We start from the raw sequence: 22,392 nt of genomic DNA on the forward strand, positions 1-22,392 counted from the left end.
TGTGACACGGATATGATAATGTCCTAGTTGAGGGAAATAGAAATGTCCTACCTGGTGTAGGATGATACTGTTAATCAGTAGCAGTATCATCATATGGCATGTCTACTCCCCATGAGCAAAAAAGAAGTAAATCGCTACGATGTAATGAAACGGCTTTTGCGCAAAGAGATGAATGGTTCCGAAGCCGCCCAGTTGCTCAAGCTCACCTCCCGCCAAGTCAGGAGGCTCAAGAGCCGCATCAAGGCATTGGGCGCCACAGGACTCATCCATAAAGCGCGCGGCCGGAAAGGCAACCGCGCCCTGCCGGAGAACGAGCGCGCCAGGATTGCCTCGCTGCTCCACAAGCGGTACGCGGACTTCAAGCCGACCTTTGCCTCGGAGAAGCTCGGCGAGCTCCACAACATCCACCACGACCCCAAGACCATACGAAGCATCATGATAGCCGAAGGCTTGTGGAAGCCAAAACAGAAGCGCGCAAACGACGCGCACCGCCAGTGGCGGGAGCGCAAAGCTCGTTTCGGCGAAATGGAGCAGTTTGACGGCTCCTACGAGCATTGGTTTGAAGACCGTGGTCCTGAATGCTGTTTACTCGCCGCCATAGACGATGCCACCGGAACGATCACCCGGGCGCAGTTTGACTGCCACGAGGGTGTCCTGCCGGTGTTTGGCTTCTGGAAAGGGTATGTAGCCGATCATGGCAAGCCACGCTCCATTTACCTTGATAAATTGAGCACCTACAAGCAATCCAGCGACATTGCCAAGCAGAACCATGATGCCCTATCCCAGTTTGAGCGGGCCATGACTGACGTGGGTATTGAGCCCATACCCGCCGGAAGCCCGCAGGCCAAGGGGCGGATTGAGCGCCTGTTCGGCACCCTGCAGGACCGGCTCGTCAAAGAGCTACGCTTGGCCAACATCAGCTCCATTGAAGCGGCCAACGAATTCCTGGCCGCCGTGTTCATCCCGAAGTTCAACCAGCGGTTCGGCGTTGCTCCGCGGTCAACGGGCAACCTGCACGCGTCCCTCTCCCCAAAGGAGCGGGCGCGCCTTGACCGCACCTTCTCCCGGCACACGTCCCGCATTGTCAGAAGCGACTTCACCGTGAGCTATCACAACCAATGGTATCAGCTGGCCGAGCATCAGCCGGTTACGGTCTGCAAGAAGGATTCCGTCATCATAGAGGAGCACACCACCGGCGAGATCAAAATCAGGCGCCGCGATGCCTGTCTCTCCTACGCCATCATTCCCAAGGGAGCGCCGAAACAGAAAGCCCCGTTATGGGTGCTGGCCGCGTCTGCGCCTAAGTCAGTGAGCAGGAGAACCCCGGTCAAGCCAGCCCCGGACCATCCATGGAGACGATTCACCTTTGCAAACCAATCATCATTATCACACCGTGCCAAACTGCCCGACTAGGACATTTCTAAATCCTTCAAAGTAGGACATTTCTATTTCCCGTTGACATGCTGTCTTTTTGTTTTGTAAAATTAATACGATTTGCTACACTTAGGTTCCATGGAGTACATTACTGACATGCACCTGCACTCGCGGTACTCGCGCGCCACGAGCAGGGATTTGAACATTGAGGGATTGTATAAAGGCGCGAGGCTGAAGGGCATTGATATTATCGGCACCGGTGATTTTACGTTCCCGGCGTATATACAGGAAATGGAAAAAGAGCTTGAGCCCGTGGGCGGGGGGCTGTACTCGTTCAAGCGCAAGAGCCAAGTCGGGAGCGTGCCCGTCAAAAATGACCGTGACCCGAAGTTTATCATCACCACGGAAATTTCCAACATCTACAAGCGGCACGGCAAAGTCCGGCGCATCCATACGGTCATAGTCGCTCCAGGTTTGGACGAAGTTAAAAAATTAAATAAGCAGCTGGATAAAATCGGCAATATCAAATCAGACGGCAGGCCCATCCTGGGCATGGACGTGGCGGACATGGCAAAGATCATCTGGGGCGTGTCAGAAGATTTCATCATCATTCCGGCGCATGCGTGGACTCCATGGTTTGCGATCTTCGGGTCCAAGTCCGGGTTTGATTCCATAGAAGAATGTTTCGGCGATTTAACGCCGAAGATATACGCCATTGAAACTGGTTTGTCATCTGACCCGGCCATGAACTGGCGGCTCTCGCAGTTGGACAACATCTCAATCGTTTCAAATTCAGATGCGCATTCCCTGCCGAACCTGGGGCGCGAAGCTACGGTGTTTGAGCTTGAAGCGGCGTCAATCGCAAACATAAAAACCGCCCTGCGCAAAGGCGCATCAACAAAAAACAGGCTCGCGTATACCATTGAGTTCTATCCGCAGGAAGGCAAGTACCACTACGACGGACACCGCGACTGCAAGTTCGTGTGCGATCCCAAAGAAACCAAACGCCTAAAAGGCATCTGCCCAAAGTGCAAAAAGCCCCTTACTGTTGGCGTTGACTACCGCGTTTCCGAATTGGCGGACCGCGAGGAACCCAAAAAGTTTGGTGAATTCAAATACATTGTGCCCTTGCAGGAAATTATCGCGGACGCGTTTGCGCAGAAAAAGGGAACCAAGCGGGTGCAAGAAACGTACGGCGCGCTGATTGCTTCCGTTGCTGACGAATTTACACTGCTGCTGAAAACGCCGCTTGCGGACATAGAAGCGTTCGGCATTTCCGAAATTGCGGAAGGCGTGCGCAGAGTCCGGGAGGGCGAGGTGCACATAGAGCCGGGTTACGACGGGGAGTACGGCGTGGTTTCGGTCTTTCGTCCGGACGAGCAGATATCTGCAAAAAGCAAGCAAAAAACCCTTTTTTAGGCCCAACATAAAAATGAAAAACCCGTCTACTATTTTTGCAGGCGGGTTTTTCATTTTTGTTTTAGCGCTTCTTTCGGCGATGGGTCGTCTTTCGCTTTGCAGTGCTGCGGCGCTTGGTGCTCTTGCGCTTTGTCGTTCTGCGCTTTGCAGTCTTGCGCTTGGCCGTTGATTTGCGGCGTTTTCGTGCTGCCATATTTTTATCTTCGGTTTATGTTTGTTTGCTGCGCGGTACGACTACACCGCGCAAGTTGTTATTTGCATTATACCACGCACGGAAATAAAGCAATACTCCTTTTTTGTAAAGCTGTGGACAACTTTTATTGCGAAGTTGTTTGTTATTATTGTTGCAGCTGTTTTTTGATCGCCTCTCCCCTTTGAATGCCGGCCTCCACCTCCTGTTTAATCTGCGCGAGCGCCGCGTCCGGAATGTTGAAGTCAGTCGGCATGTTGACACTGCCGATGTCCGGAGTCATATCAGGAATCATGGAGCTGATGTCCGGCGCGCCCGGCGGCATTTTGATAATCGGGTTAATGCCGGTAGGCAGGCCGATTTCGTTTAAGGTAATGTCCAACACTACATCCGGTCCTCCGGTGCCGGTCGGGTACGGAAAGGCAATCGGCATAACCGGCAAATCAATGCGGGCAGACAAAACCATAGTGAGCATGTCTGGCGTTTTGTTGAACGATTTAATGGTGACGAACGGCGGCAGGTACGGGGCTATCATGCTTTTGTCCAAGTACTTTACAACCTCGTTTCCGATTTTTTGTTTTATTTCCTCGTCACTCGGGATTTGGCTTAGCGCTTCAGCCGGAAGGTCGGCCGGAATGAGGGAGGCGTACTGGCTCTTAAAGCTGTCGTATACCAGGTCAATTTCTTTTTTTAGGTCCACAGTAACGTCCACTTCAATATTTTTAACGCCCATTCTGCCCGACGTGTACGTACCGGCCGGAATATTAAGCTGGCCCAGGTTGACGATGTTTTTCCCGGGGTACAGTGTTTTTACGCCGCTTGAGGGCAGCACCACTATTGCCTTGCCTTCGTTGTTGGTGAACACGAGGTCATCAAGCTCCACCCGCACCTCAGGCACGCTTACCGATGGCCGAAGGTTAGGCGGATCCATAAGAAAGACGTTGACTTTGCCAAACAGAAATTGGAAATACGGCGAGAGCAGTATGCCGACAACAATCGCGCCGGCGACGAACTTTGGTAGTTTAACCGTTGCAACCCCAATAATGGCAATGGCCAAAGCAACCGCCCCCATTATCGCTAGCTGCGAGCCGCTGGCAAAGGTGCCATAGTACTTTTCGGTTGCAAACGAAGCAAGATATCCAAGAACCGGAACAAGGATTGCCCCCAATGGAATTGACCAGTATTTTTTCATAGTCATTTTGTAAATGATATAACGATATTATTATAGCATTATTTAAACAAAAATCCATCCGCTCCCGAGCGGATGGATTTTTGGTGGACCTGAGGAGACTCGAACTCCTGACCTTCGCCTTGCAAAGGCGTTGCTCTACCAACTGAGCTACAGGCCCCCGCGACGCAGTCGCGGCGTGCACACGACTGGTTTTTGGTCTGTTTTAGATTCCCGGACTCAAGAGCCTGCCCACAGTTCCTTCCAGGAATCCCTGGTGCAGATTCGTAATGGCGAGCATGCCCGCAAAAATAATCCCCAAGCCGATGAGCTTGTACAAAAGCCGGGTGCCGCCCATGGTGCCGAGCTTTGATTCGGCCCAGTTGCTGTATCCCGCAAACTGGACCACTGCTTCCGTTTTCCAGATGAGCAGGAATCCCAGGAGCACCAGGATGATTCCAATTATTATTCTCATATGTTTGTATTTTTGTCTTAGATGGCTCCTGGTGGACGGTGAGGGGATCGAACCCCCGGCCTTCTCGGTGTAAACGAGACGCTCTAACCAGCTGAGCTAACCGTCCTGGTGCCCGTACGGAAAGCCCGGCATGCGCCGGGCTTAGAGTCAGATGCTTACGCTTTGATTTCTCTCAGCCGCTTTTTTGTTGTCCGCAAATAGTAAGGCTTTGCCTGCCGCGTGCGGTACGTCCGCACCAGCTCAAACTTCGTGAGCGAGGGCATTTTTAGAGGAAAGATTTTTTCAACGCCGATGCCCCCGGAGACCTTGCGCACCGTAATGGTTGCGCCGGCTTCGGTGCCGTGCTTGTGCGCGAGCACCATGCCTTGAAACACCTGGGTGCGCTCTTTTTCCTCGCCTTTCGGGTTTATGTCAACAATTTTCTGGTGCACCCGGACCAGCATGCCGGGCGCGATGTCCTGTGGGTTGATTTCCTCGTAGTCTAATTTCCCCTTTTTAACTTTGGGCTTTTCAGCTTCGGAAACCACTTCTTCCAGAGCGGTTTTCTCTTCTTTAGATTCCTCTGCAGGCGCCCCTTGCGGGGTTTCAAGGGTATTTTCTTGTTTTATCTCATCTGCCATATGATTTGCCTCAATAAGTAGAACCATTACAGATTAGCGCTTTTCGCGGGATTTGTCAATAATCGCGCTCTTGAAGCGATGTGGTTCAAACGGCTTAAGCCTTTTTACCCGGACAGAGAGTCCCCGCTTTTGCAGAGCCTCTTTCAGGCCTTTGGTGTAGGATGTTTGGTCATACCCCAGGGCAATGATGTCCGGCTTGAGCGATGCCACAAAATCGTACACCTCGGCAGGGTCCCCATCAATGCCTAAAAATACTCGGTCAATTTCTTGGCACTGCTTTATCAATTGTACGCGTTTTTTTTCGGATCTGCGCGGCCGCTTTCCTTTAATGCGCGCAACAACAACGTCCCTGCCAACAATGCAGATCAGCCTATGCCCGAGTGCTCGCGCCTGTTGGAAGTAGTTTTTGTGCCCGGGATGCACGCCGTCAAACGTGCCTGACACAAGTATGGTTTTTAATGGGATGAGATAATTGAGTACGCCATCATTGATTTCTGCGGCGTCTTTTAATTGAAAATCGCCAATTGCAGTGCGTTTTAATTCTTCAACATAGGCCCCTGTTTTGAGCTTTTTTCCGATATCAGCGGCAAGCGTGCGTATAAAGGTGCCGGATGAAACGTGGCAGCAGATTTTTAGAAGATCACCTTTCAAAGATAAAAACTTGATGTCGTGCACCTCAATTTCAACCGGCTTTCGTTTCACTTCTTTGCCCTGCCGCGCCAGCTTGTACAAACGAACGCCGCCTATTTTTTTTGCTGAATGCATCGGCGGCACCTGTGTTTGTTTGCCAATGAACGAATGCAAGACTGATTCAATATCATTTTTCGCGATGGACACTTTCCGCACGTTTGATAGTGTGCCGGTCCGGTCCTGCGTATCTGACGTAGCGCCCAGCTTCAATGTCGCCTCATACGTCTTATCCAGCCCCACATAATGCCGCAATAACTTGGTCGCTTCGCCAATGCCAACCAAAAGCAGGCCGTTAGCAAAGGGATCCAAGGTGCCTGCATGGCCGATCTGTTTGATGCTAGTAATCCGCCGGAGCTGGTAAATCACATCATGGGAAGTCGGGCCAGGGGGCTTGTTGATGAGTAAAAAACCGCTAATCATAGCTCACCCTTTTCCTTTCGTGCGTTTCCGAATCTCTGTAATCTGGTCCCGAATGGAGGCGGCTTTTTCAAAGTCAAAATTACGGGCCGCAAGCTCCATCTTTGCCTCAAGCTCTTTTATCAAAACAGGAATCTCCTCGTCAGACATCTTTTTCAGATCAATGCCAAGGTCCCCTGGTTTTTCTTTTTTGCGCTGGCCTTTGAGGTACACGTCTTTCACCGCTTTCCGGATGCTCTGCGGGGTAATCCCGTGCTTCCGGTTGTACGCTTCCTGAATGCTCCGGCGGCGCGAGACCTCGGAAATGGCGCGCTTCATAGAACCAGTAACCGAATCAGCGTACATAATCACGTGCCCTTCGCTGTGGCGCGCCGCCCGGCCCATGGTTTGGATTAAAGAAGTGTCGCTGCGCAAAAATCCTTCTTTGTCCGCATCCAGAATCACGACCAAAGAGACTTCGGGCAAGTCCAAGCCTTCGCGCAAAAGATTGATGCCAACCACCACGTCGTACACGCCGAGCCGCAAGTCGCGCAGAATGTCCAGCCGTTCAAGCGTTTCCACCTCGGAGTGCAAATAGTGCACCTTGATGCCCATTTCCGCGAGATACTCCGCCAGTTCTTCAGCGAGCCTTTTCGTCAAAGTCGTCACCAGGACTCTCTGGCGCTTGTCGGTCCGCTTTTTGATTTGCTCCAGCAAATCATCAATCTGGTTTTTGGTTGGCTTTATCTCAACCAGAGGATCAAGCAATCCGGTCGGCCTAATCAGTTGCTCTGCAACCCGGTTTTGGTCCGAGTAATTGATGTGGCCTTTTGCGTCCATCTTGACTTGTTTGGCCGAGCGCGCAAGCTCGAATGGACGCGGGGTCGCGGAAACGTAAATCATCTGGTTTGTCCGCCCAACAAATTCATCAAACTTCAATGGCCGGTTATCCAAGGCCGAAGGCAGGCGGAACCCGTAATCAACCAATGTCTGCTTGCGCGCCCTATCGCCGTTGTACATGCCCCCGATTTGGGGAACCGTGATGTGGGATTCGTCTATAAACAAAAGATAGTCCTTGGGGAAATAATCCAAGAGCGTTGAAGGCGGCTCCCCGGGCTTTCGGAAGTCCAAATGGCGCGAATAGTTTTCTATGCCGTTGCAGTAGCCGATTTGGTCCATCATTTCCAGATCAAACGCGGTGCGCTCCTGGATGCGTTGTGCCTCAATCAACTTGTCCGCTTTCTTAAAATACGCAATCCTATCCCGCAGCTCATCGCGGATATTTCCCTGCGCTGCTTTAAGCTCTTCGCGCTCAATCACATAGTGTTTTGCCGGGTAGATGCGCACTTCTCCTGTACGGGCGCCCTCATCAAACACCGCATCTCCGGTCAACGGGTCAAACGCTTTGATGGCATCAATTTCATCACCGAAAAAGTCAATGCGGTACGCGAATTCCTCGTACCCGGGCTGCACTTCAAGGACATCTCCTTTTACGCGATAAGTGCCGCGCTTCAGGTCATAGTCGCTGCGTTCATACTGCAGGCTCGCGAGGAGCCGGAGCGCATCATTCCTGTTGATGGATTCGCCCGCCTTAAATTCAGCGCGCATATTTTCATATGAATCCGGCCTGCCCAAGCCGTAGATGCACGAAACAGACGCCACAATCACCACGTCTGTGCGCGTCAAAAGCGCGGTGGTGGATGCCAGGCGCAAGCGGTCAATCTCCTCATTGATTTGTGTTTCCTTTTCAATGTACGTGTCGCTTTTTGGCACGTACGCCTCGGGCTGGTAGTAGTCATAGTACGAGACAAAGTAGTGCACCGCGTTTTTCGGGAAAAATTCCTGGAACTCGCTCGCGAGCTGTGCGGCTAATGTTTTATTGTGGCTGATGATGAGCGTGGGTTTTTGAACGTTTTGGATGACGCACGCCATTGAGTAGGTTTTACCGGATCCGGTCACCCCCAAGAGCGTCTGGTCGCGGAAGCCCTTTGCAACGCCGCCCGAAAGATCCGCAATGGCTTGCGGCTGGTCCCCTGTTGGCTTGAATGATGACTGGATTTTGAACTTCATGAGTGTGTTGCCTGAAGACACTAAACCATTAAATGTCGCTTTAGTCAAAGCTTTCAGAAAGCGTTTATTAGAGCTATACTATTCTATATGATTGCATCCATTTCAGGAAAAATTATCAAGAAAACAGGCGCTACGGCCATTGTGGATGTGCACGGCGTGGGATACAAGGTGAGCGTCCCGGCCAGTGAACTGGCGGAGCTCAAAACCGGCTCTGAAGCCGCGTTTTTTACGCACCTCGCGGTTAAAGAAGATGCCCTGGATTTGTACGCAAGCCGCGACCCCAGAGTCATTGAGTGGTTTGTGATGCTCTTGAACGTGAAAGGAATCGGCCCCAAGTCAGCGCTTTCCGTGATGTCCGTGGCGCGTCCGCAGGATCTTTCCGCGGCCTTGCAGGCCGAGTCTCCGGACGCATTGGTGAACTGCGGGGTGAGCAAGAAAGTCAGCGAGCGCATTGTGCTGGAGCTCAAGGCGAAGGCAAAAGATTTGATAGACGTGCAGGATGCGGCCACCAAGGAGTCCATCATTCTTGGCGGGGAAGCCTTGCAGGCTTTGGAGGCCCTGGGCTACTCCCGCGAGCACGCACGCGAGGCGCTCAAAGATGCGGAAGGCGATGATGTGGGCGCCAAAGTGAGGAGCGCGCTGAAAGTCTTGGGCAGGTAGTATGTGGCGGGAAGTTGATGATAAAGTCACATGGAATGATGCGGTCAGCGTCCAGCCAAACGCGCGGTTTTTGCAGTCATGGGAATGGGGCGAGTTCCAGGAATCACTCGGCCGCGCTGTTAAGCGCCTTTCCTGGAATGATGAAGTCCTCGTGCAGGCGATTAAGATGCCTTTGCCTCTGTCAAACCACTACTGGTACATCCCGCACGGGCCGCTTTTATCCAAAAGCGCGCCAGGCTGGCAGGATGAGCTCAAAGAAACTCTAAATGACGGAGCGCTGTTCGTGCGCGTGGATCCGGTTAATGATTTTGTGATTAAAGGCGCGCGAATTATGCGCGCAACCCAGCCGCAGTGCACGCGGATTCTGGATTTGTCGCAATCCGAGGATGCCCTGAAGAACCGCATGCGCCAGAAGACGCGGTACAACATCCGTTTGGCGGAAAAACGCGGGGTTAACATCAGCACAGGTTCAATCAGCGATTTTTTGCGGCTCAACGCCGAAACCAAAACACGGGACAAGTTCGCTTCACATCCGGACGAGTACTATCAAAACATGGTCGCGTCACTGCCGAAAGATTTCATCAAAATTTACCAGGCGTCATATCAAAACACAATCATCGCCAGCAATATAATCATACTGTACGGAGATACGGCAACCTACACGCACGGCGCTTCATCAAATGAACACCGGGAGACAATGGCTCCGTATCTTTTGCACTGGCGCATCATCCAAGAACTTAAAAAACAGGGGATCAGGCATTATGATCTCTGGGGCATCAATCCTGCAGATGAGTCGCACCGCGCATACAAAAAATCCTGGCAGGGCATTTCCAGGTTTAAGGAAGGGTTTGGCGGCGCGGCCGCGTGCTATCCGAATTCGTTTGACGTAATCTACAACTCGTGGTTGTATACTATGTATACATTCTTAAGAAAATTCCGTTAGTATGATCAGAAAAATCGTCATTCCCGCGGCAGGCAAAGGCACGCGCATGCTGGACCTTGCAAAGGACCGCCCAAAACATTTGATTGATGTGCTTGATAAGCCGTTCCTCTATTACGTGCTTAACAATATCCAGAACGCGGGGTACGAAGAAATTGTTCTGGTGGTGGGCAACCACGCGGAAAAAATGGTTGAGTTTAGCCAAGGCATCGGCAAAGAGTTTCCCTTAACGCTCATTGACCAGTTCAAGGCGATGGGCGCCGAGCGCTATGGGACTGCGATTCCGGTACTTGCCGCAGCCGAAGCGGTTGGGGACGAGAATTTCGTATGCATCTATGGAGATAATTTGTACAGCCCGCGCGATTTGGCTGCCATCCGGGAGCTGGATGATGAGTACGCCTGGCTTTCTCTGCTGGAAGTTCCGAATCCGGAAAAGTACGGCGTGCCTATTGTAGAGGGTGATGTGGTGCGCGATTTTGTGGAGAAGCCTAAAACATTCATCTCAAACTGGGTGTCAATCGGATGCTATAAGTTTACGCCCGCCATTTTCGCGGAGGCGGCCAAGGTGGGCAAGTCCGAGCGCGGGGAGTATGAGCTCACGGACGCCATTTCATCATTGGCGAAACAAGGAAAAGTGCGCGCGCGGAAGATGCTGGATTACTGGATGGATTTCGGCAATCCGGATGATATCAAAAAGGTGGGTGATTTTTTACAGCAGAAAAAATAATTCCCCCTCCTTTATTAAGGAGGGGGCGAGGGGGTGGTTCTTATTTACAGTATTTGCAAAATTTCCCTTGGGCTTGCGTACTCGCAAGTTAAGGGAAATTTTGAAAGGAAGAGGCGGGCGGAGGGTGGAGCGGACTGGCGATAGCCAGTACGCGTAACCCACAGTCCCGACTCTGACGCCGCGCTCCCGTCGTTCAACGGATAGGACACAAGATTCCGGATCTTGTAATAGAGGTTCGATTCCTCTCGGGAGCACCAGTGGTCTACGAAGATACTTTTTTGCCTACTATAATAGTTTTATGAAGTTCGGCATCATCCTGCAATCCAACAAACCCGAACACGCCTGGAATACGTTCCGTTTCGGCATCACCGCGCTCAAAGCCAACCACCAGGTGGAGATTTTCTTGATGAGCGAAGGCTCGGAATTGGACGCCATCCAGGACACCAAAGATTTTGACATCTCTGCAAAAGTGGCGGAATTCAGAGAATTGAAAGGCGTAATATATGCGTGCGGTTCCTGCCTCAAGGTTCGCGGAAAGGAAGCGGGCAGCGTGTGCCCGGTTTCCACGATGTCCGATTTGCTCAACATGGTTGAGGATTCGGACAAAGTCTTGGTGTTTGGTTAAATGTATGATTAAGATCGTTTTTATCGCAGGTCCTTACATAGGAGACGGAACAGTTGAGGCTATTGAGCGCAATATCCGCGAAGCGGAAAAATATCAGATTGCGCTCGCCAACAGAGAAGTCGGCTTTTTCTGCCCCCACAACCACACCGAACATTTTAGCAGCAAGAAAGGCGCTACTCCGCCCGAGAAGTTTTACTATGATCTGGATTTTCAATTTCTTATGCGCGCGGCAGATGCAGTTTTAGCCATGCCGAATTGGGAAAAATCGCGGGGCGCAAAAAGAGAAGTGGAGTGGGGGTTGGAAAAAGGAATGAAGGTATTTTACCCGAAGGACCCAACAGATATTGAGGAGATTGTACAATGGGCAAAACCGAATGAAAGTATTACTTGCTACAAATAACCAAGGCAAAGCCGCCCGGTTTAAGCGCCTGCTGGAACAGGCGGATGCAGGCATTGAGCTGTGCACGCCAAAAGAACTGCACATTGACGGCATTGACGTTGACGAAACCGGCGCCACGCTTGCCGAAAACGCGGAACGCAAAGCCCGGGCATATGCCGGAATGGCGGACATGCCCATTCTTGCCAATGATATCGGCCTGTATGTTGCGGGCGAGGGCTTTATGGACGCCCCTAAAAGGACGGCTCTGGGAGGGGTACAAGAACACTACTTAACACAAGAAGAGATAGCCCGCAAACTTTTGAATTTTTGGAAAGGCATTGCCCAAAAACACGGCGGGAGCGTGGATGCGGCCTGGGTTGAGGCGTTCGTGGCCGTGTATCCCGACGGAAGCGTAAAAAGAGCCAGTTCCCGCAGGGAGATCATCCTCACTGACCGGGAGCTCGGAGAAGTGCCCCTGCACTTGCCGATTCGCGCTTTGTACTATTCAAAAGCAACAAACAAACCCGCCATTCAGCACACAGAAGAAGAGGAGTGGTTAGAGATGCAGCCGGTAATTGATGCGTTGATTGCGGTTTTGGCTAAGTAGGGATAAAAAGACAACGAGGACACGGGTCCAGTATCATTTCTTGTTTTTACTGCGGTTTCGTGGTACTATGGCGCATATGCAGGCCGTAACCACAACCACGGTGCGCATCCCGGAATCAGCCCTCAAAAAAGGAGTGGTGCTTTTGGATTTGGATGAGTACAACCAGCTTCGCGAACAAGCGGTGCCCACCTATTATTTGACCGGCAAGGCGGCCGAGGATTTAGATCGTGAAGTTGAGAAAGCATTGCAGGAAGACCGGGAAGGGAAAACCAGGCGGATTAAGTCGTTGCGGGATTTGCGTTGATATGAATTGTTATGGAAATTTTTACCACGCCGAAATTTGACAGGCGGTATAAGAAGCTCCCGATTCACATACAATTGAAAGCTGAACAAAGGGAAGATATATTCGCGCAAAACGTGCATGATCCGCGCCTGGAGACACATAAATTGCACGGCAAAGACAAGGATTGCTGGGCGTATTCAATTGACCGAAATTACAGAATAAAATTTTTATTTAAAGACGGGGGGAATATTTTGTATATAAATGTCGGTACCCACGACGAAGTCTATTGATAATTAAAGGGCGCGTTTCGGCGCTTTTTATGTTGAAGCAATGTGTCAAAAAATTTATCCCGCGATTGTTCCTCTCCGCGTACCACAAGGCGCTCGCCATCGCCGCGAACATCATCTATTGGTTTCCCTCGCACCAGCTCATCACCATTGGGGTCACGGGCACCAAGGGAAAATCCTCAACCGTCATCATGATCACCCGCATTTTGGAGGAAGCGGGGTTTGCGGTCGGGTCCATGAATACCGTGTTTTTTAAGATCGGCGGCAAGGAGTGGCAGAATAATAAAAAGCAGGGCATGCTCGGCCGTTTTGCCCTGCAAAAAATGCTCCGCGCTATGGTGCGCAAAAAGTGCACGCACGCAGTGATAGAGGTTACGAGCGAGGGCGTTGCCCAGCACCGGCACTGGGGTATTGCGTTTGACGTACTGGTGTTCACCAACCTAACGCCCGAGCACATTGAGTCGCACGGGTCGTACGAGCGCTACCGCGCGGCCAAGCAGCTCGTTTTCAGGAACCTCTCAAAAACGCGGCGCAAAACCATAGGTGGAAGCCAGGTCAAAAAAGTGATTATTGCGAACGCAGAGGATGCGGAAGCTTCGCAGTTCCTCAAGTTCAAGGCGGATGAGAAATGGTCAGTGAGCTCGGACCCAGCCTGCCTTCCCGTGCTCAAGAACAATTTTGAAGCGCACCTGTGCGCCGATGAGGTGAAGGATACAGAACAGGGGGCGTCCCTCTCATTGGAGGGGCGCTACATCCAGCTCCCGTTCCACGGAGCGTTCATGGCGCGCAACGCTTTGCTCGCCATTGCCGCAAGCCGCTCGCTCGGGGTAGCGCTTTCCGCGTGCGAGCAGGCGCTTGAGAACATGGGGCCCATCCCCGGCCGCGTGGAAATGCTCAAAACAAAATCCAACGCCACCGTGATTATTGATTACGCACACGAACCGCAGTCTTTTGAGGCTATTTTCAAGCTCGGCCGATCGCTTGCGGGAGCGCACCGCGTCATCAGCGTGTTCGGCGCAACCGGCGGAGGCCGCGACGCCGCAAAGCGGCCGGTTATGGGCGCGCTCGCCGGCTGCCACTCGGATATAATCATCCTCACCACGGATGATCCCTACGACGACGACCCGCAGGCTATCATCAACGACATTTTGCCGGGCATCGCGCAATCGCCAAAGAAGTGGAACCAAGGGAAAAATCTGTGGAGTATTGTTGACCGCGCCCAGGCCATCAAGCGCAGCCTCGCGCTCGCCCAATCCGGGGACATTGTCCTGCTTCTAGGCAAGGGGTCAGAGCCGGTCATGGCAGTCGCGCACGGGAAGCACGTACCCTGGAGCGACCGCAGCGTGGTGGAATCATTAACATCGTAGGCTATGCCGTGGTTCAGGGCACGCTATATCCGGTCTCACAAGCTCAAACTCGCCATATGCTTTTGGGCGTTCGCGTTTTTCGTGTGGCTTTTGTTTTATGTTGGGGCATCCTTTCAGTCTGTTCTTGGTTCTCCGGAAGCTGCGCGCGCATGGGTGCTTGGGTTCGGCCGCGCGGCGCCGCTCGCCTTTTTCGTGCTGCAGGTTCTGCAGGTTGTGGTGGCTCCGCTCAACGATTTCGTCATTAACGTTACCGGCGGATTTCTGTTCGGCCCGTGGCTCGGGTTTGCCATAAACTACACCGGCTGGATACTCGGGGCCGTGGTTGTTTTTTTTCTCGCCCGCAGAGTCGGCATTCCGTTTGTCCGCCTGTTTATCCGCGAAGATAAGATTGAGCGATACAACCGGATTGTCGCACAGGGGCAGTACCTCATATTTGTGCTGTTCCTTTTGCCCGGTCCGCCGGATGACCTCTTGGTGTATGTAGCCGGGCTCTCGCGGTCCTTTAAGTTCCGGACATTTTTGTGGATGATTGTTGTTTCCAAGGTTCCCGGAAAACTAGTGACGAGCTTCATTGGTTCAGATGTTGCCGGGCTTGATGTCAGCGCGTTTTCGGTTTTTCTGTACGCTCTTTTTGTTGTAGGCAGTTTGCTTGTCGTGGCGCGGCATAGGTCAGAACTGCGCCAGCTCTGGCCCCGTACTAAGGGCAATCCGATAAATTTGTCAAAATAGAAATGCTGTGCTAAAGTGAGGACTCTTTGAGTTATCCACAGATGCTGTAACATTTTGGCCATAGCCTCCTTGACAGGTATTGTCAAAATAGATACAATATCCTCTGTCATGCATCAACTATTCCTCGTTTTTGTGAAACAGTGTTTTTGTTTCCCAAAACAGACTTTGCTGTCAAGCACAGCATGCCGGTAAAAGCCTTATTTTAGCCAAAATAAGGGATTTTTTATATTATGACCCAAAAAAGCCAGGCCATGGATGCATCAGTGCGATTTTCCCCGAAAACAGACCGGAAGTTTTTTACGACCCTGCACGATGCTATTCCGCTCCCGGACCTTATTGAATCCCAGAAACAATCCTATGACTGGTTTTTGAACGATGGTTTGCGCGAGCTGTTTGACGAAATTTCGCCCATTCGGGACTTCATCGGCCGGGATTTGGAGCTGTACCTGGAGGACTACTACCTTGATGACCCCAAGTTTGACGAAACCACGGCGCGCGCCAAGAACGTCAGCTACGAGTCCGCCATCCGGGTGCGCGCCCGGCTCGTGAACAAGCGGAGCGGGGAAATCAAGGAGCAGGAGATTTACCTGGGCGATTTTCCCATGATGACCCCGCGCGGCACGTTCGTCATCAACGGCATTGAGCGCGTGATCGTGTCCCAGCTCATCCGCAGCGCCGGCGTATTTTTCACGTCCGAGATGGTGCGCGGGACCACGCACTACGGCGCCAAGATCATTCCGAACCGCGGGGCGTGGCTGGAACTGGAGACCGATGCAAACGGCGCCGTCTGGGTGAAGATTGACCGCAAGCGCAAGGTGGCGGTCACGTCGCTTCTGCGCGCGTTCGGGTACGGATCCGAAGGCGAGATCCGCGCGCTCTTCCCGGGCTTGGCCGTTCGCGAGCAGGCCATGCTTGATGAGACGCTCAAGCGGGATTCCGCCAAGAATGAGGACGAGGGGCTCAAGGAAGTGTACAAGCGCATCCGCCCCGGCGACCTTGCCACGGCGTCCAACGCCAAGCAGTTGATCCATGCCATGTTTTTCAATTTTGACCGGTACGACTTTTCAAAGGTGGGGCGCTACAAGATCAACGAGCGCTTTAAGCTCTCGGTGCCGAACGACAAAGAGCACCGCATCCTGCGCCAGGAGGATCTGGTGCTCGTCATCCGGGAGATCATGCGCTTAACGCGCACCCAGGAGGCTGCCGATGACATTGACCACCTCTCAAACCGGCGCGTGCGCACCGTTGGAGAACTCGTGCAGAACAAGCTGCGGGTCGGCCTCGCCCGCATGGAGCGCATCATCAAGGACCGCATGTCAACCTTGGACATTAACACCATTACCCCGAACCAGCTCATCAACGCGCGGCCGGTGATCGGCTCCATCAAAGAGTTTTTCATGTCTTCCCAGCTTTCGCAGTTCATGGACCAGACCAACCCCCTCGCCGAGCTTGAGCACAAGCGCAGGCTCTCGGCCATGGGCCCGGGCGGGCTTTCGCGCGAGCGGGCAGGGTTTGACGTGCGCGACGTGCACCGCACGCACTACGGCCGCATCTGCCCCATTGCGACTCCGGAAGGCCCGAACATCGGGCTCGTGGGGCATTTGGCTTCGTACGCGCGCATCAACCAGTTCGGATTTTTGGAAACGCCGTATCGCACCGTGGTTGTGGACGAGGATGGCCGCGCGCGCGTAACGGCGCAGGTGGTCTATTTGTCCGCGCTCCAGGAATCGCAGAGCGTCACCACGGCAGCGACCGTGCCCATTGACGAGAGCGGGCACTTTACAGCCGAGAAGGTGGAGGCGCGCGTGAAAGGGGAGCCTATGTTCGTTCCAGCTATCGAGGTGCAGTATATGGATATTTCGGCAAAGCAGATTGTGAGCATTGCCACTTCCTTGATTCCGTTTTTGGAGCACGATGACGCGGTCCGCGCGCTGATGGGAACGAACATGCAGCGCCAGGCCATTGCCGTGGTGCGCCCCGAATCCCCGATTGTGGGCACGGGCGTTGAGTACCGCGCAGCCATGGACTCGGGCCAGGTGCTGCTCGCGGAGGATGACGGCGAGGTGATTGGCGTGCAGTCCGACAAGATCACCATCAAGCACAAGAAAGAAATCAAAGAGTACCGCTTGGGCAAGTTCGTCCGCTCCAATGCATCCACCAGCATGAACCAGAAGCCCATCGTAAACCGCGGCGACAAAGTGGCGGCCGGCGAGGTGATTGCGGACGGCGCGGCAACGGAGGGCGGCGAGTTGGCGCTCGGCCAGAACGTTTTGGTTGCATTCCTCTCCTGGGAAGGCGGCAACTACGAGGATGCCATCCTGATTTCCGAGCGCCTGGTGCAGCAGGACCGGTACACCTCCATCCATATTGACGACTACACCATTGACGTGCGCGACACCAAACTCGGGCCCGAGGTGATCACGCGCGACATTCCGAACGTGGGCGAGGACAAGCTTAAGGATCTGGACATAGAGGGCATTGTCCGCATTGGCGCCGAAGTTTCAAGCGGCGACATCCTGGTGGGCAAGATTACCCCCAAGGGCGAGGCTGAACTTTCCGCCGAAGAAAAGCTCTTGCGCGCCATTTTCGGAGAAAAAGCCAAAGACGTGCGCGACTCTTCCTTGTACCTTGAGCATGGAGAGCACGGAAAGGTTGTTGACATTAAAGTTTTTTCCCGCGAAAACGGGGACAAACTCCCCTCGGGCGTGCTCAAGACCATCCAGGTGTCCGTGGCAAGCCTGCGCAAGGTCCAGGTAGGGGACAAAATGGCGGGCCGGCACGGCAACAAGGGCGTCATTTCAAAAATCGTGCCCGTGGAAGACATGCCGTTTGATGAGAATGGGCGCCCGATAGATATCATCTTAAATCCTCTTGGCGTGGCAAGCCGCATGAACCTCGGGCAGATTTTAGAGACCCACCTTGGCTTGGCCGCGCACACGTTGGGGTACAAGGTCGCGAGCCCGGCGCTTGACGGGGTGCCGGAGAGCGTGATTCGCGAAGAGCTTTCCCGCGCCGGGTACCCGGAGGATGGCAAAATTCAGCTCTACGACGGCAAAACCGGATTGCCTTTCAACCAGAAAGCCACGGTCGGCTACATTTACATGCTCAAACTGAACCATTTGGTTGAGGACAAAATCCACCAGCGGTCAATCGGCCCATACTCGCTCGTCACCCAGCAGCCACTGGGCGGGAAAGCCCAGTTCGGCGGCCAGCGGTTCGGAGAAATGGAAGTGTGGGCATTGGAAGCCTATGGCGCGGCCCACACCCTGCAGGAAATTTTGACCATCAAATCCGATGACGTGCCGGGCCGGTCCAAGGCGTACGAAGCCATCATCAAGGGCGAGCGCATTGAGAAGCGCAACGTGCCGGAGTCATTTAACGTTTTGGTGCGCGAACTCAAAGGCCTAGGCCTTGACGTAGAGCTTTTGAAAGGGGGGAAAGTGGTTAAAGAGCAAGAGTCCAGCGAGCGGGACGAACGCCGCTATTCATAAATTATGTCTACCCCATCATCCACAAAAACGCTTTCTTCAGGGTATCCGACCAGCCGCATGGTTGATTTTGACGCCATCCGGCTCCGGCTCGCCTCGCCCGACGAAATCCACGAGTGGTCGTACGGCGAGGTGCAGAAGCCCGAGACTATCAACTACCGGACACAGAAGCCGGAAAAAGACGGCCTCTTTGACGAGCGCATTTTCGGGCCCACCAAGGACTGGGAGTGCTACTGCGGCAAGTACAAGCGCATCCGCTACAAGGGCATTGTGTGCGACAAGTGCGGCGTTGAAGTGACGCGCGCCTTGGTGCGGCGCGAGCGCATGGGGCACATTGACCTGGCGGCTCCGGTGTCGCACATCTGGTTTTTGCGGGGCGTGCCCTCCAAGATCGGATTAGTGCTTGATCTTTCGGTGCAGGATTTAGAAAAGGTCATCTATTTTGCGAGTTTTATCGTGACTTCGGTTGACGAGGAAAAGAAGAAAGCGCTCATTGAGCAAGTTGGCCAGGAGTTTAAGAGCAAGGGCGCGCAGCTTTCCCGCGAGTTTGAGAAAGCGCTCTCCGACAGGCACTCACAGCTCGCCGCGAGCGGCATATCCGGCGCCGAACTCTCGGACCGCGCCAAACAGGAGAAAGCAATTCTTGAGAAGCTCTTGGCGGAAAAGCGCGATCAGCTTGAACGCGCCTTTGAGCTTGCGTGCGAAGAGCTCAACGGGCTTTCCCCCATGCAGATCGTATCAGAGAGCGCGTACCACGACCTTTCGCTTAAGTACGGGCATATTTTTGAGGCCGGAATCGGCGCCGAGGCCATCCATTACCTGCTCTCAAACGTTAATTTGCAGGCGTCCATTGCGGCCATGGACAAGCAGCTTGAGAAGGCAAAAGGCGGCAAGCGCAAAAAGATCATGCGCCGCGCCAAGCTGCTCTCAAGCCTTTTGAAGACCGGCATAGCGCCCCAATCCATGGTGCTCACCGCGATTCCGGTGATTCCTCCGGATTTGCGGCCCATGGTGCAGTTGGACGGGGGGCGGTTCGCCACGAGCGATTTGAATGATTTGTACCGCCGCGTCATCAACCGAAACAACCGCTTAAAGCGGCTCAAGGAACTGAACGCTCCGGAAGTCATTGTGCGCAACGAAAAGCGCATGTTGCAGGAAGCGGTAGACGCGCTCATAGACAACGGTGCCAGGCACGGCAAGACCGTGACCGCTTCAACGGGCCAGCGTCGCGTACTGCGGTCCATCGCGGACATGCTCAAGGGCAAGCAGGGCCGGTTTAGGCAGAACTTGTTGGGAAAGCGCATTGATTACTCGGGCCGCTCGGTGATCGTGGTCGGCCCCAAGCTCAAACTGCACCAGTGCGGCTTGCCCAAGACCATGGCTTTGGAGCTCTTCAAGCCGTTTGTCATCAGCCAGCTCATCAAGCGGGAGACCGTGCACAATGTACGGTCAGCTAACCGCTACATTGAGGCTGGGCACGCGGACGTGTGGGACATCCTGGAAGAGGTCACGCGAGATGCGCACGTGCTCCTAAACCGCGCCCCCACGCTGCACCGTTTGGGCATCCAGGCATTCCAGCCCGTGCTGATTGAGGGCAAGGCAATCCAGGTCCACCCGCTCGTCTGCAGCGCTTTTAACGCCGATTTTGACGGAGACCAGATGGCCGTGCACGTGCCCCTGACCACGGAGGCCCGCAAAGAGGCTGCCGAGATCATGCTCTCCGCCAAAAATCTTTTGAAGCCGGCAACCGGAGAACCGGTAGTGACTCCGGGGCTTGATATCGTGTTCGGCTGCTACTTTTTGACTCAAGTTGATGAACAAACAGAACCCTACCAGGGAGTGTTTTCGTCTTCCAGCGAGGCCAAGCTCGCCTATGACTCCGGGTACATTACCTTGCACCAGCGCCTGACCGCCTCCCACGAAGGAGAACGCATGGAAACCACGGTCGGCAGGCTCCTCTTTAACGAAATCATGCCGGAAGGCATTACCTACATAAATACGGTTACCAATAAAAAGGTGCTTAAAGATATTACGGGCCAGTGCTTCTACCTCCATGGCCTGGAGCGCACCGCAAAGATGCTTGATGACATGATGCGCCTGGGGTTTTTCTACGCGACCCGGTCCGGCATGAGCTGGGCCATGGCTGATCTGCCGAATTTGGGCCAGAAGCGCGAGCTCCTCGCCCAGTCTCAAGCCGAAGTGGATTTGGTCGCCTCGCAGTACGAAGAGGGTTTGCTCACGGACGATGAGCGCCACGCGCGCGTGATTGAAATTTGGGCCCGCGTCAAAGACCAGGTAACCCTCGCCGCCCAGAAATCGTTTGAAGGCAATAAGCTGAATCCTGTGTACACCATGATTGAGTCCGGCGCGCGCGGCTCCTGGGGCCAGACCACGCAGATGATGGGCATGAAGGGTCTCGTGACTTCGCCCAGCGGCGCCACCATGGAGTTGCCGGTGAAGGCGAATTTCAAAGAGGGATTTGACGTTTTGGAGTACTTTATTTCCACGCACGGCGCGCGCAAGGGCTTGACGGATACCGCCTTGCGGACCGCGAATGCCGGGTACCTCACGCGCCGGCTTATTGACGTGGCCCAGGACATTATTGTTTCCGAGGATGATTGCGGCGACACCGGAGGGTGGGAGATAACGCGGCTGGATTCCGAAGCCTTAAACACCACGGTTGCCGAGCGCCTGCTCGGGCGCGTGCTCGCAGAGCCCGTTACCGGGCCGCGCGGCAAAGTGCTTATTGCCGCCGGGGAGTTCGTATCGCGCAAGGATTTGGAAAAAGTTGCGGGCGCGAGCCTTGAGTTCGCCAAGATCCGTTCGGTGCTTTCGTGCCACTCGCGCCGCGGCACCTGCCGCAAGTGCTATGGCTATGACCTGGGGTACAACACTCCGGTTGAGCTCGGTACTGCGGTGGGCATCATTGCCGCCCAATCCATCGGGGAGCCGGGCACCCAGCTCACCATGCGCACGTTCCACACCGGGGGCGTCGCTTCCAGCCAGGACATCACTCAAGGGTTGCCGCGGGTGGAAGAAATTTTTGAGGCTCGCCGCATCACCAAGGGCGCCGTGGTTTCCGAAATCACGGGCACGGTCCGGCGCATTGCCGAAGAGGGCGGCATCCGCACGATTGAGGTGGTGGCGAGCGCCAACCAGGAGGAGAAGTACGATTTGGAAGAGTACGGGGAAGAGAGCTGCAAGGTTTCCGATGGCGACCGCGTCAAAAAGGGAGACGTGCTGTTCTCGGACGGGGACGACGTGGTGAACGCGGTTCTTGACGGCACGGTCAAAAAGACCAAAAAGTTTTTGCGTGTGGTTGCCGCCGCAGGCGACGCGGTGGCGTATGCGGTCCCGGGCGTGTTTGCGGCGCTCGTTTCGGAAGGCGATCTGGTGAATGCCGGAGACGTGCTCACCGAGGGGAGCGTTGACCTGCACCAGCTCTACGAGCTCAAGGGCGAGGATGCGGCAAAGCGGTACATCATGGCCGAGATCCAGAACATCTACTCAAGCCAGGGCCAGAAGCTCAATGACAAGCATCTGGAAATCATCGCGCGCCAGATGTTTTCGCGCGTGTACGTAAAAGAAGCCGGAGACACGGATTTTTTGCCCGGCGAAATCGTGGACCGCGCGAATTTCAATGCGGTAAACCGCGACATGGCAAAAGCAAAAAAACAGCAGGCAACCGGCGAGGTCCTGCTCCTGGGCGTTACCAAGGCATCGCTTTCCACCGAAAGTTTCCTCTCCGCGGCATCGTTCCAGGAGACGGCCCGCGTCTTGATTGATGCGGCCATTTCCGGCAAAGTGGACCATCTGCGGGGCCTCAAGGAAAACGTCATCATCGGCCGCCTCATACCGGCGGGTACCGGCTTCCAGGCCTCTCTGGACCGGAAGTAAA

General features: G+C 54.1%; 19 protein-coding genes and 3 tRNA genes. 15 read left to right on the forward strand and 7 right to left on the reverse strand.

Translation table 11 applies throughout. The features are described from left to right. Window positions 1–111 precede the first annotated feature (111 nt). Window positions 112–1,413: an ISNCY family transposase gene (locus HYT31_03960; protein ID MBI2050935.1), complete on the forward strand. Its 1,302-nt coding sequence runs from the start codon at window positions 112–114 to the stop codon at window positions 1,411–1,413. Window positions 1,414–1,512: 99 nt separating this feature from the next. Further along, window positions 1,513–2,793: a DNA helicase UvrD gene (locus tag HYT31_03965; GenBank protein MBI2050936.1), complete on the forward strand. Its 1,281-nt coding sequence runs from the start codon at window positions 1,513–1,515 to the stop codon at window positions 2,791–2,793. A gap of 338 nt (window positions 2,794–3,131) precedes the next feature. Here HYT31_03965 and HYT31_03970 read toward each other — a convergent pair whose 3' ends face one another. From HYT31_03970 to uvrB, 7 genes are all read right to left on the reverse strand, one after another. After that, window positions 3,132–4,175: a hypothetical protein gene (locus tag HYT31_03970; GenBank protein ID MBI2050937.1), complete on the reverse strand. Its 1,044-nt coding sequence runs from the start codon at window positions 4,173–4,175 to the stop codon at window positions 3,132–3,134. A gap of 81 nt (window positions 4,176–4,256) precedes the next feature. Next, window positions 4,257–4,332: transfer RNA gene (locus HYT31_03975), tRNA-Ala, on the reverse strand. Between the two features lie 45 nt (window positions 4,333–4,377). Continuing rightward, on the reverse strand, window positions 4,378–4,626 hold the full coding sequence (locus HYT31_03980) for a hypothetical protein (GenBank protein ID MBI2050938.1): 249 nt from the start codon (window positions 4,624–4,626) through the stop codon (window positions 4,378–4,380). 29 nt (window positions 4,627–4,655) lie between these two features. After that, window positions 4,656–4,732, reverse strand: a tRNA-Val gene (locus HYT31_03985). A 49-nt stretch (window positions 4,733–4,781) separates the two neighbouring features. Further along, the gene (locus tag HYT31_03990) at window positions 4,782–5,246 is read right to left on the reverse strand and encodes a 50S ribosomal protein L19 (protein ID MBI2050939.1); all 465 of its coding nucleotides are present in this window, start codon (window positions 5,244–5,246) and stop codon (window positions 4,782–4,784) included. A gap of 33 nt (window positions 5,247–5,279) precedes the next feature. After that, entirely contained in the window at window positions 5,280–6,356 is a 1,077-nt protein-coding gene (truB, locus tag HYT31_03995; protein MBI2050940.1) for a tRNA pseudouridine(55) synthase TruB, read from the reverse strand. A gap of 3 nt (window positions 6,357–6,359) precedes the next feature. Continuing rightward, a complete protein-coding gene (gene uvrB / locus HYT31_04000; protein MBI2050941.1) occupies window positions 6,360–8,402 on the reverse strand; it encodes an excinuclease ABC subunit UvrB in 2,043 nt (680 codons plus the stop codon). Between the two features lie 87 nt (window positions 8,403–8,489). Here uvrB and ruvA point away from each other — a divergent pair, with 87 nt between their 5' ends. The 13 genes from ruvA to rpoC all read left to right on the forward strand — a co-directional run bounded on the left by ruvA (window position 8,490) and on the right by rpoC (window position 22,391). Further along, window positions 8,490–9,062 carry a Holliday junction branch migration protein RuvA gene (gene ruvA, locus HYT31_04005; GenBank protein MBI2050942.1) on the forward strand — a complete coding sequence of 191 codons (573 nt, stop codon included), beginning with the start codon at window positions 8,490–8,492 and terminating at the stop codon, window positions 9,060–9,062. Window position 9,063: 1 nt separating this feature from the next. After that, complete coding sequence (locus HYT31_04010; GenBank protein ID MBI2050943.1) at window positions 9,064–10,005, forward strand: peptidoglycan bridge formation glycyltransferase FemA/FemB family protein; 942 nt, start codon at window positions 9,064–9,066, stop codon at window positions 10,003–10,005. Window position 10,006: 1 nt separating this feature from the next. After that, the gene (locus HYT31_04015) at window positions 10,007–10,729 is read left to right on the forward strand and encodes an NTP transferase domain-containing protein (protein ID MBI2050944.1); all 723 of its coding nucleotides are present in this window, start codon (window positions 10,007–10,009) and stop codon (window positions 10,727–10,729) included. A gap of 182 nt (window positions 10,730–10,911) precedes the next feature. Then, window positions 10,912–10,986 (forward strand) — tRNA-Arg (locus HYT31_04020). A 41-nt stretch (window positions 10,987–11,027) separates the two neighbouring features. Next, window positions 11,028–11,354 carry a DsrE family protein gene (locus HYT31_04025; GenBank protein ID MBI2050945.1) on the forward strand — a complete coding sequence of 109 codons (327 nt, stop codon included), beginning with the start codon at window positions 11,028–11,030 and terminating at the stop codon, window positions 11,352–11,354. Between the two features lie 4 nt (window positions 11,355–11,358). Then, window positions 11,359–11,754, forward strand: a complete 396-nt coding sequence (locus HYT31_04030; protein ID MBI2050946.1) for a DUF4406 domain-containing protein — start codon at window positions 11,359–11,361, stop codon at window positions 11,752–11,754. Next, complete coding sequence (locus HYT31_04035) at window positions 11,729–12,340, forward strand: hypothetical protein (protein MBI2050947.1); 612 nt, start codon at window positions 11,729–11,731, stop codon at window positions 12,338–12,340. Before HYT31_04030 ends, HYT31_04035 begins: the two co-directional genes overlap by 26 nt. A 67-nt stretch (window positions 12,341–12,407) precedes the next feature. After that, a complete protein-coding gene (locus tag HYT31_04040) occupies window positions 12,408–12,644 on the forward strand; it encodes a hypothetical protein (protein MBI2050948.1) in 237 nt (78 codons plus the stop codon). 11 nt (window positions 12,645–12,655) lie between these two features. Further along, entirely contained in the window at window positions 12,656–12,913 is a 258-nt protein-coding gene (locus HYT31_04045) for a type II toxin-antitoxin system mRNA interferase toxin, RelE/StbE family (protein MBI2050949.1), read from the forward strand. Window positions 12,914–12,942: 29 nt separating this feature from the next. Further along, window positions 12,943–14,277 carry a UDP-N-acetylmuramyl-tripeptide synthetase gene (murE, locus tag HYT31_04050; GenBank protein ID MBI2050950.1) on the forward strand — a complete coding sequence of 445 codons (1,335 nt, stop codon included), beginning with the start codon at window positions 12,943–12,945 and terminating at the stop codon, window positions 14,275–14,277. A gap of 3 nt (window positions 14,278–14,280) precedes the next feature. After that, window positions 14,281–15,006 carry a TVP38/TMEM64 family protein gene (locus HYT31_04055; GenBank protein ID MBI2050951.1) on the forward strand — a complete coding sequence of 242 codons (726 nt, stop codon included), beginning with the start codon at window positions 14,281–14,283 and terminating at the stop codon, window positions 15,004–15,006. Window positions 15,007–15,257: 251 nt separating this feature from the next. After that, on the forward strand, window positions 15,258–18,497 hold the full coding sequence (gene rpoB / locus HYT31_04060; GenBank protein ID MBI2050952.1) for a DNA-directed RNA polymerase subunit beta: 3,240 nt from the start codon (window positions 15,258–15,260) through the stop codon (window positions 18,495–18,497). Between the two features lie 3 nt (window positions 18,498–18,500). Further along, window positions 18,501–22,391 (forward strand): DNA-directed RNA polymerase subunit beta', encoded by a 3,891-nt coding sequence (gene rpoC / locus HYT31_04065; protein ID MBI2050953.1) that lies wholly within the window; start codon window positions 18,501–18,503, stop codon window positions 22,389–22,391. Window position 22,392 lies beyond the last annotated feature (1 nt).

The sequence above is a fragment of the Parcubacteria group bacterium genome, assembly GCA_016181765.1.
In the GTDB taxonomy this organism is placed as follows: Bacteria; Patescibacteriota; Patescibacteriia; order UBA2169; family UBA2169; genus CG10-46-32.

Bases quoted from the DNA above. Each gene is read 5' to 3' on its own strand.
- HYT31_03980 (MBI2050938.1), bottom strand. From the start codon at position 4,626: ATGAGAATAATAATTGGAATCATCCTGGTGCTCCTGGGATTCCTGCTC.
- rpoB (MBI2050952.1), top strand. From the start codon at position 15,258: ATGGATGCATCAGTGCGATTTTCCCCGAAAACAGACCGGAAGTTTTTT.
- HYT31_04015 (MBI2050944.1), top strand. From the start codon at position 10,007: ATGATCAGAAAAATCGTCATTCCCGCGGCAGGCAAAGGCACGCGCATG.
- HYT31_03970 (MBI2050937.1), bottom strand. From the start codon at position 4,175: ATGAAAAAATACTGGTCAATTCCATTGGGGGCAATCCTTGTTCCGGTT.
- HYT31_03960 (MBI2050935.1), top strand. From the start codon at position 112: ATGAGCAAAAAAGAAGTAAATCGCTACGATGTAATGAAACGGCTTTTG.
- HYT31_04045 (MBI2050949.1), top strand. From the start codon at position 12,656: ATGGAAATTTTTACCACGCCGAAATTTGACAGGCGGTATAAGAAGCTC.
- HYT31_04010 (MBI2050943.1), top strand. From the start codon at position 9,064: ATGTGGCGGGAAGTTGATGATAAAGTCACATGGAATGATGCGGTCAGC.
- murE (MBI2050950.1), top strand. From the start codon at position 12,943: ATGTTGAAGCAATGTGTCAAAAAATTTATCCCGCGATTGTTCCTCTCC.
- HYT31_04055 (MBI2050951.1), top strand. From the start codon at position 14,281: ATGCCGTGGTTCAGGGCACGCTATATCCGGTCTCACAAGCTCAAACTC.
- ruvA (MBI2050942.1), top strand. From the start codon at position 8,490: ATGATTGCATCCATTTCAGGAAAAATTATCAAGAAAACAGGCGCTACG.
- HYT31_04040 (MBI2050948.1), top strand. From the start codon at position 12,408: ATGGCGCATATGCAGGCCGTAACCACAACCACGGTGCGCATCCCGGAA.
- HYT31_04035 (MBI2050947.1), top strand. From the start codon at position 11,729: ATGAAAGTATTACTTGCTACAAATAACCAAGGCAAAGCCGCCCGGTTT.
- rpoC (MBI2050953.1), top strand. From the start codon at position 18,501: ATGTCTACCCCATCATCCACAAAAACGCTTTCTTCAGGGTATCCGACC.
- truB (MBI2050940.1), bottom strand. From the start codon at position 6,356: ATGATTAGCGGTTTTTTACTCATCAACAAGCCCCCTGGCCCGACTTCC.
- HYT31_04025 (MBI2050945.1), top strand. From the start codon at position 11,028: ATGAAGTTCGGCATCATCCTGCAATCCAACAAACCCGAACACGCCTGG.
- HYT31_03965 (MBI2050936.1), top strand. From the start codon at position 1,513: ATGGAGTACATTACTGACATGCACCTGCACTCGCGGTACTCGCGCGCC.
- HYT31_04030 (MBI2050946.1), top strand. From the start codon at position 11,359: ATGATTAAGATCGTTTTTATCGCAGGTCCTTACATAGGAGACGGAACA.
- HYT31_03990 (MBI2050939.1), bottom strand. From the start codon at position 5,246: ATGGCAGATGAGATAAAACAAGAAAATACCCTTGAAACCCCGCAAGGG.
- uvrB (MBI2050941.1), bottom strand. From the start codon at position 8,402: ATGAAGTTCAAAATCCAGTCATCATTCAAGCCAACAGGGGACCAGCCG.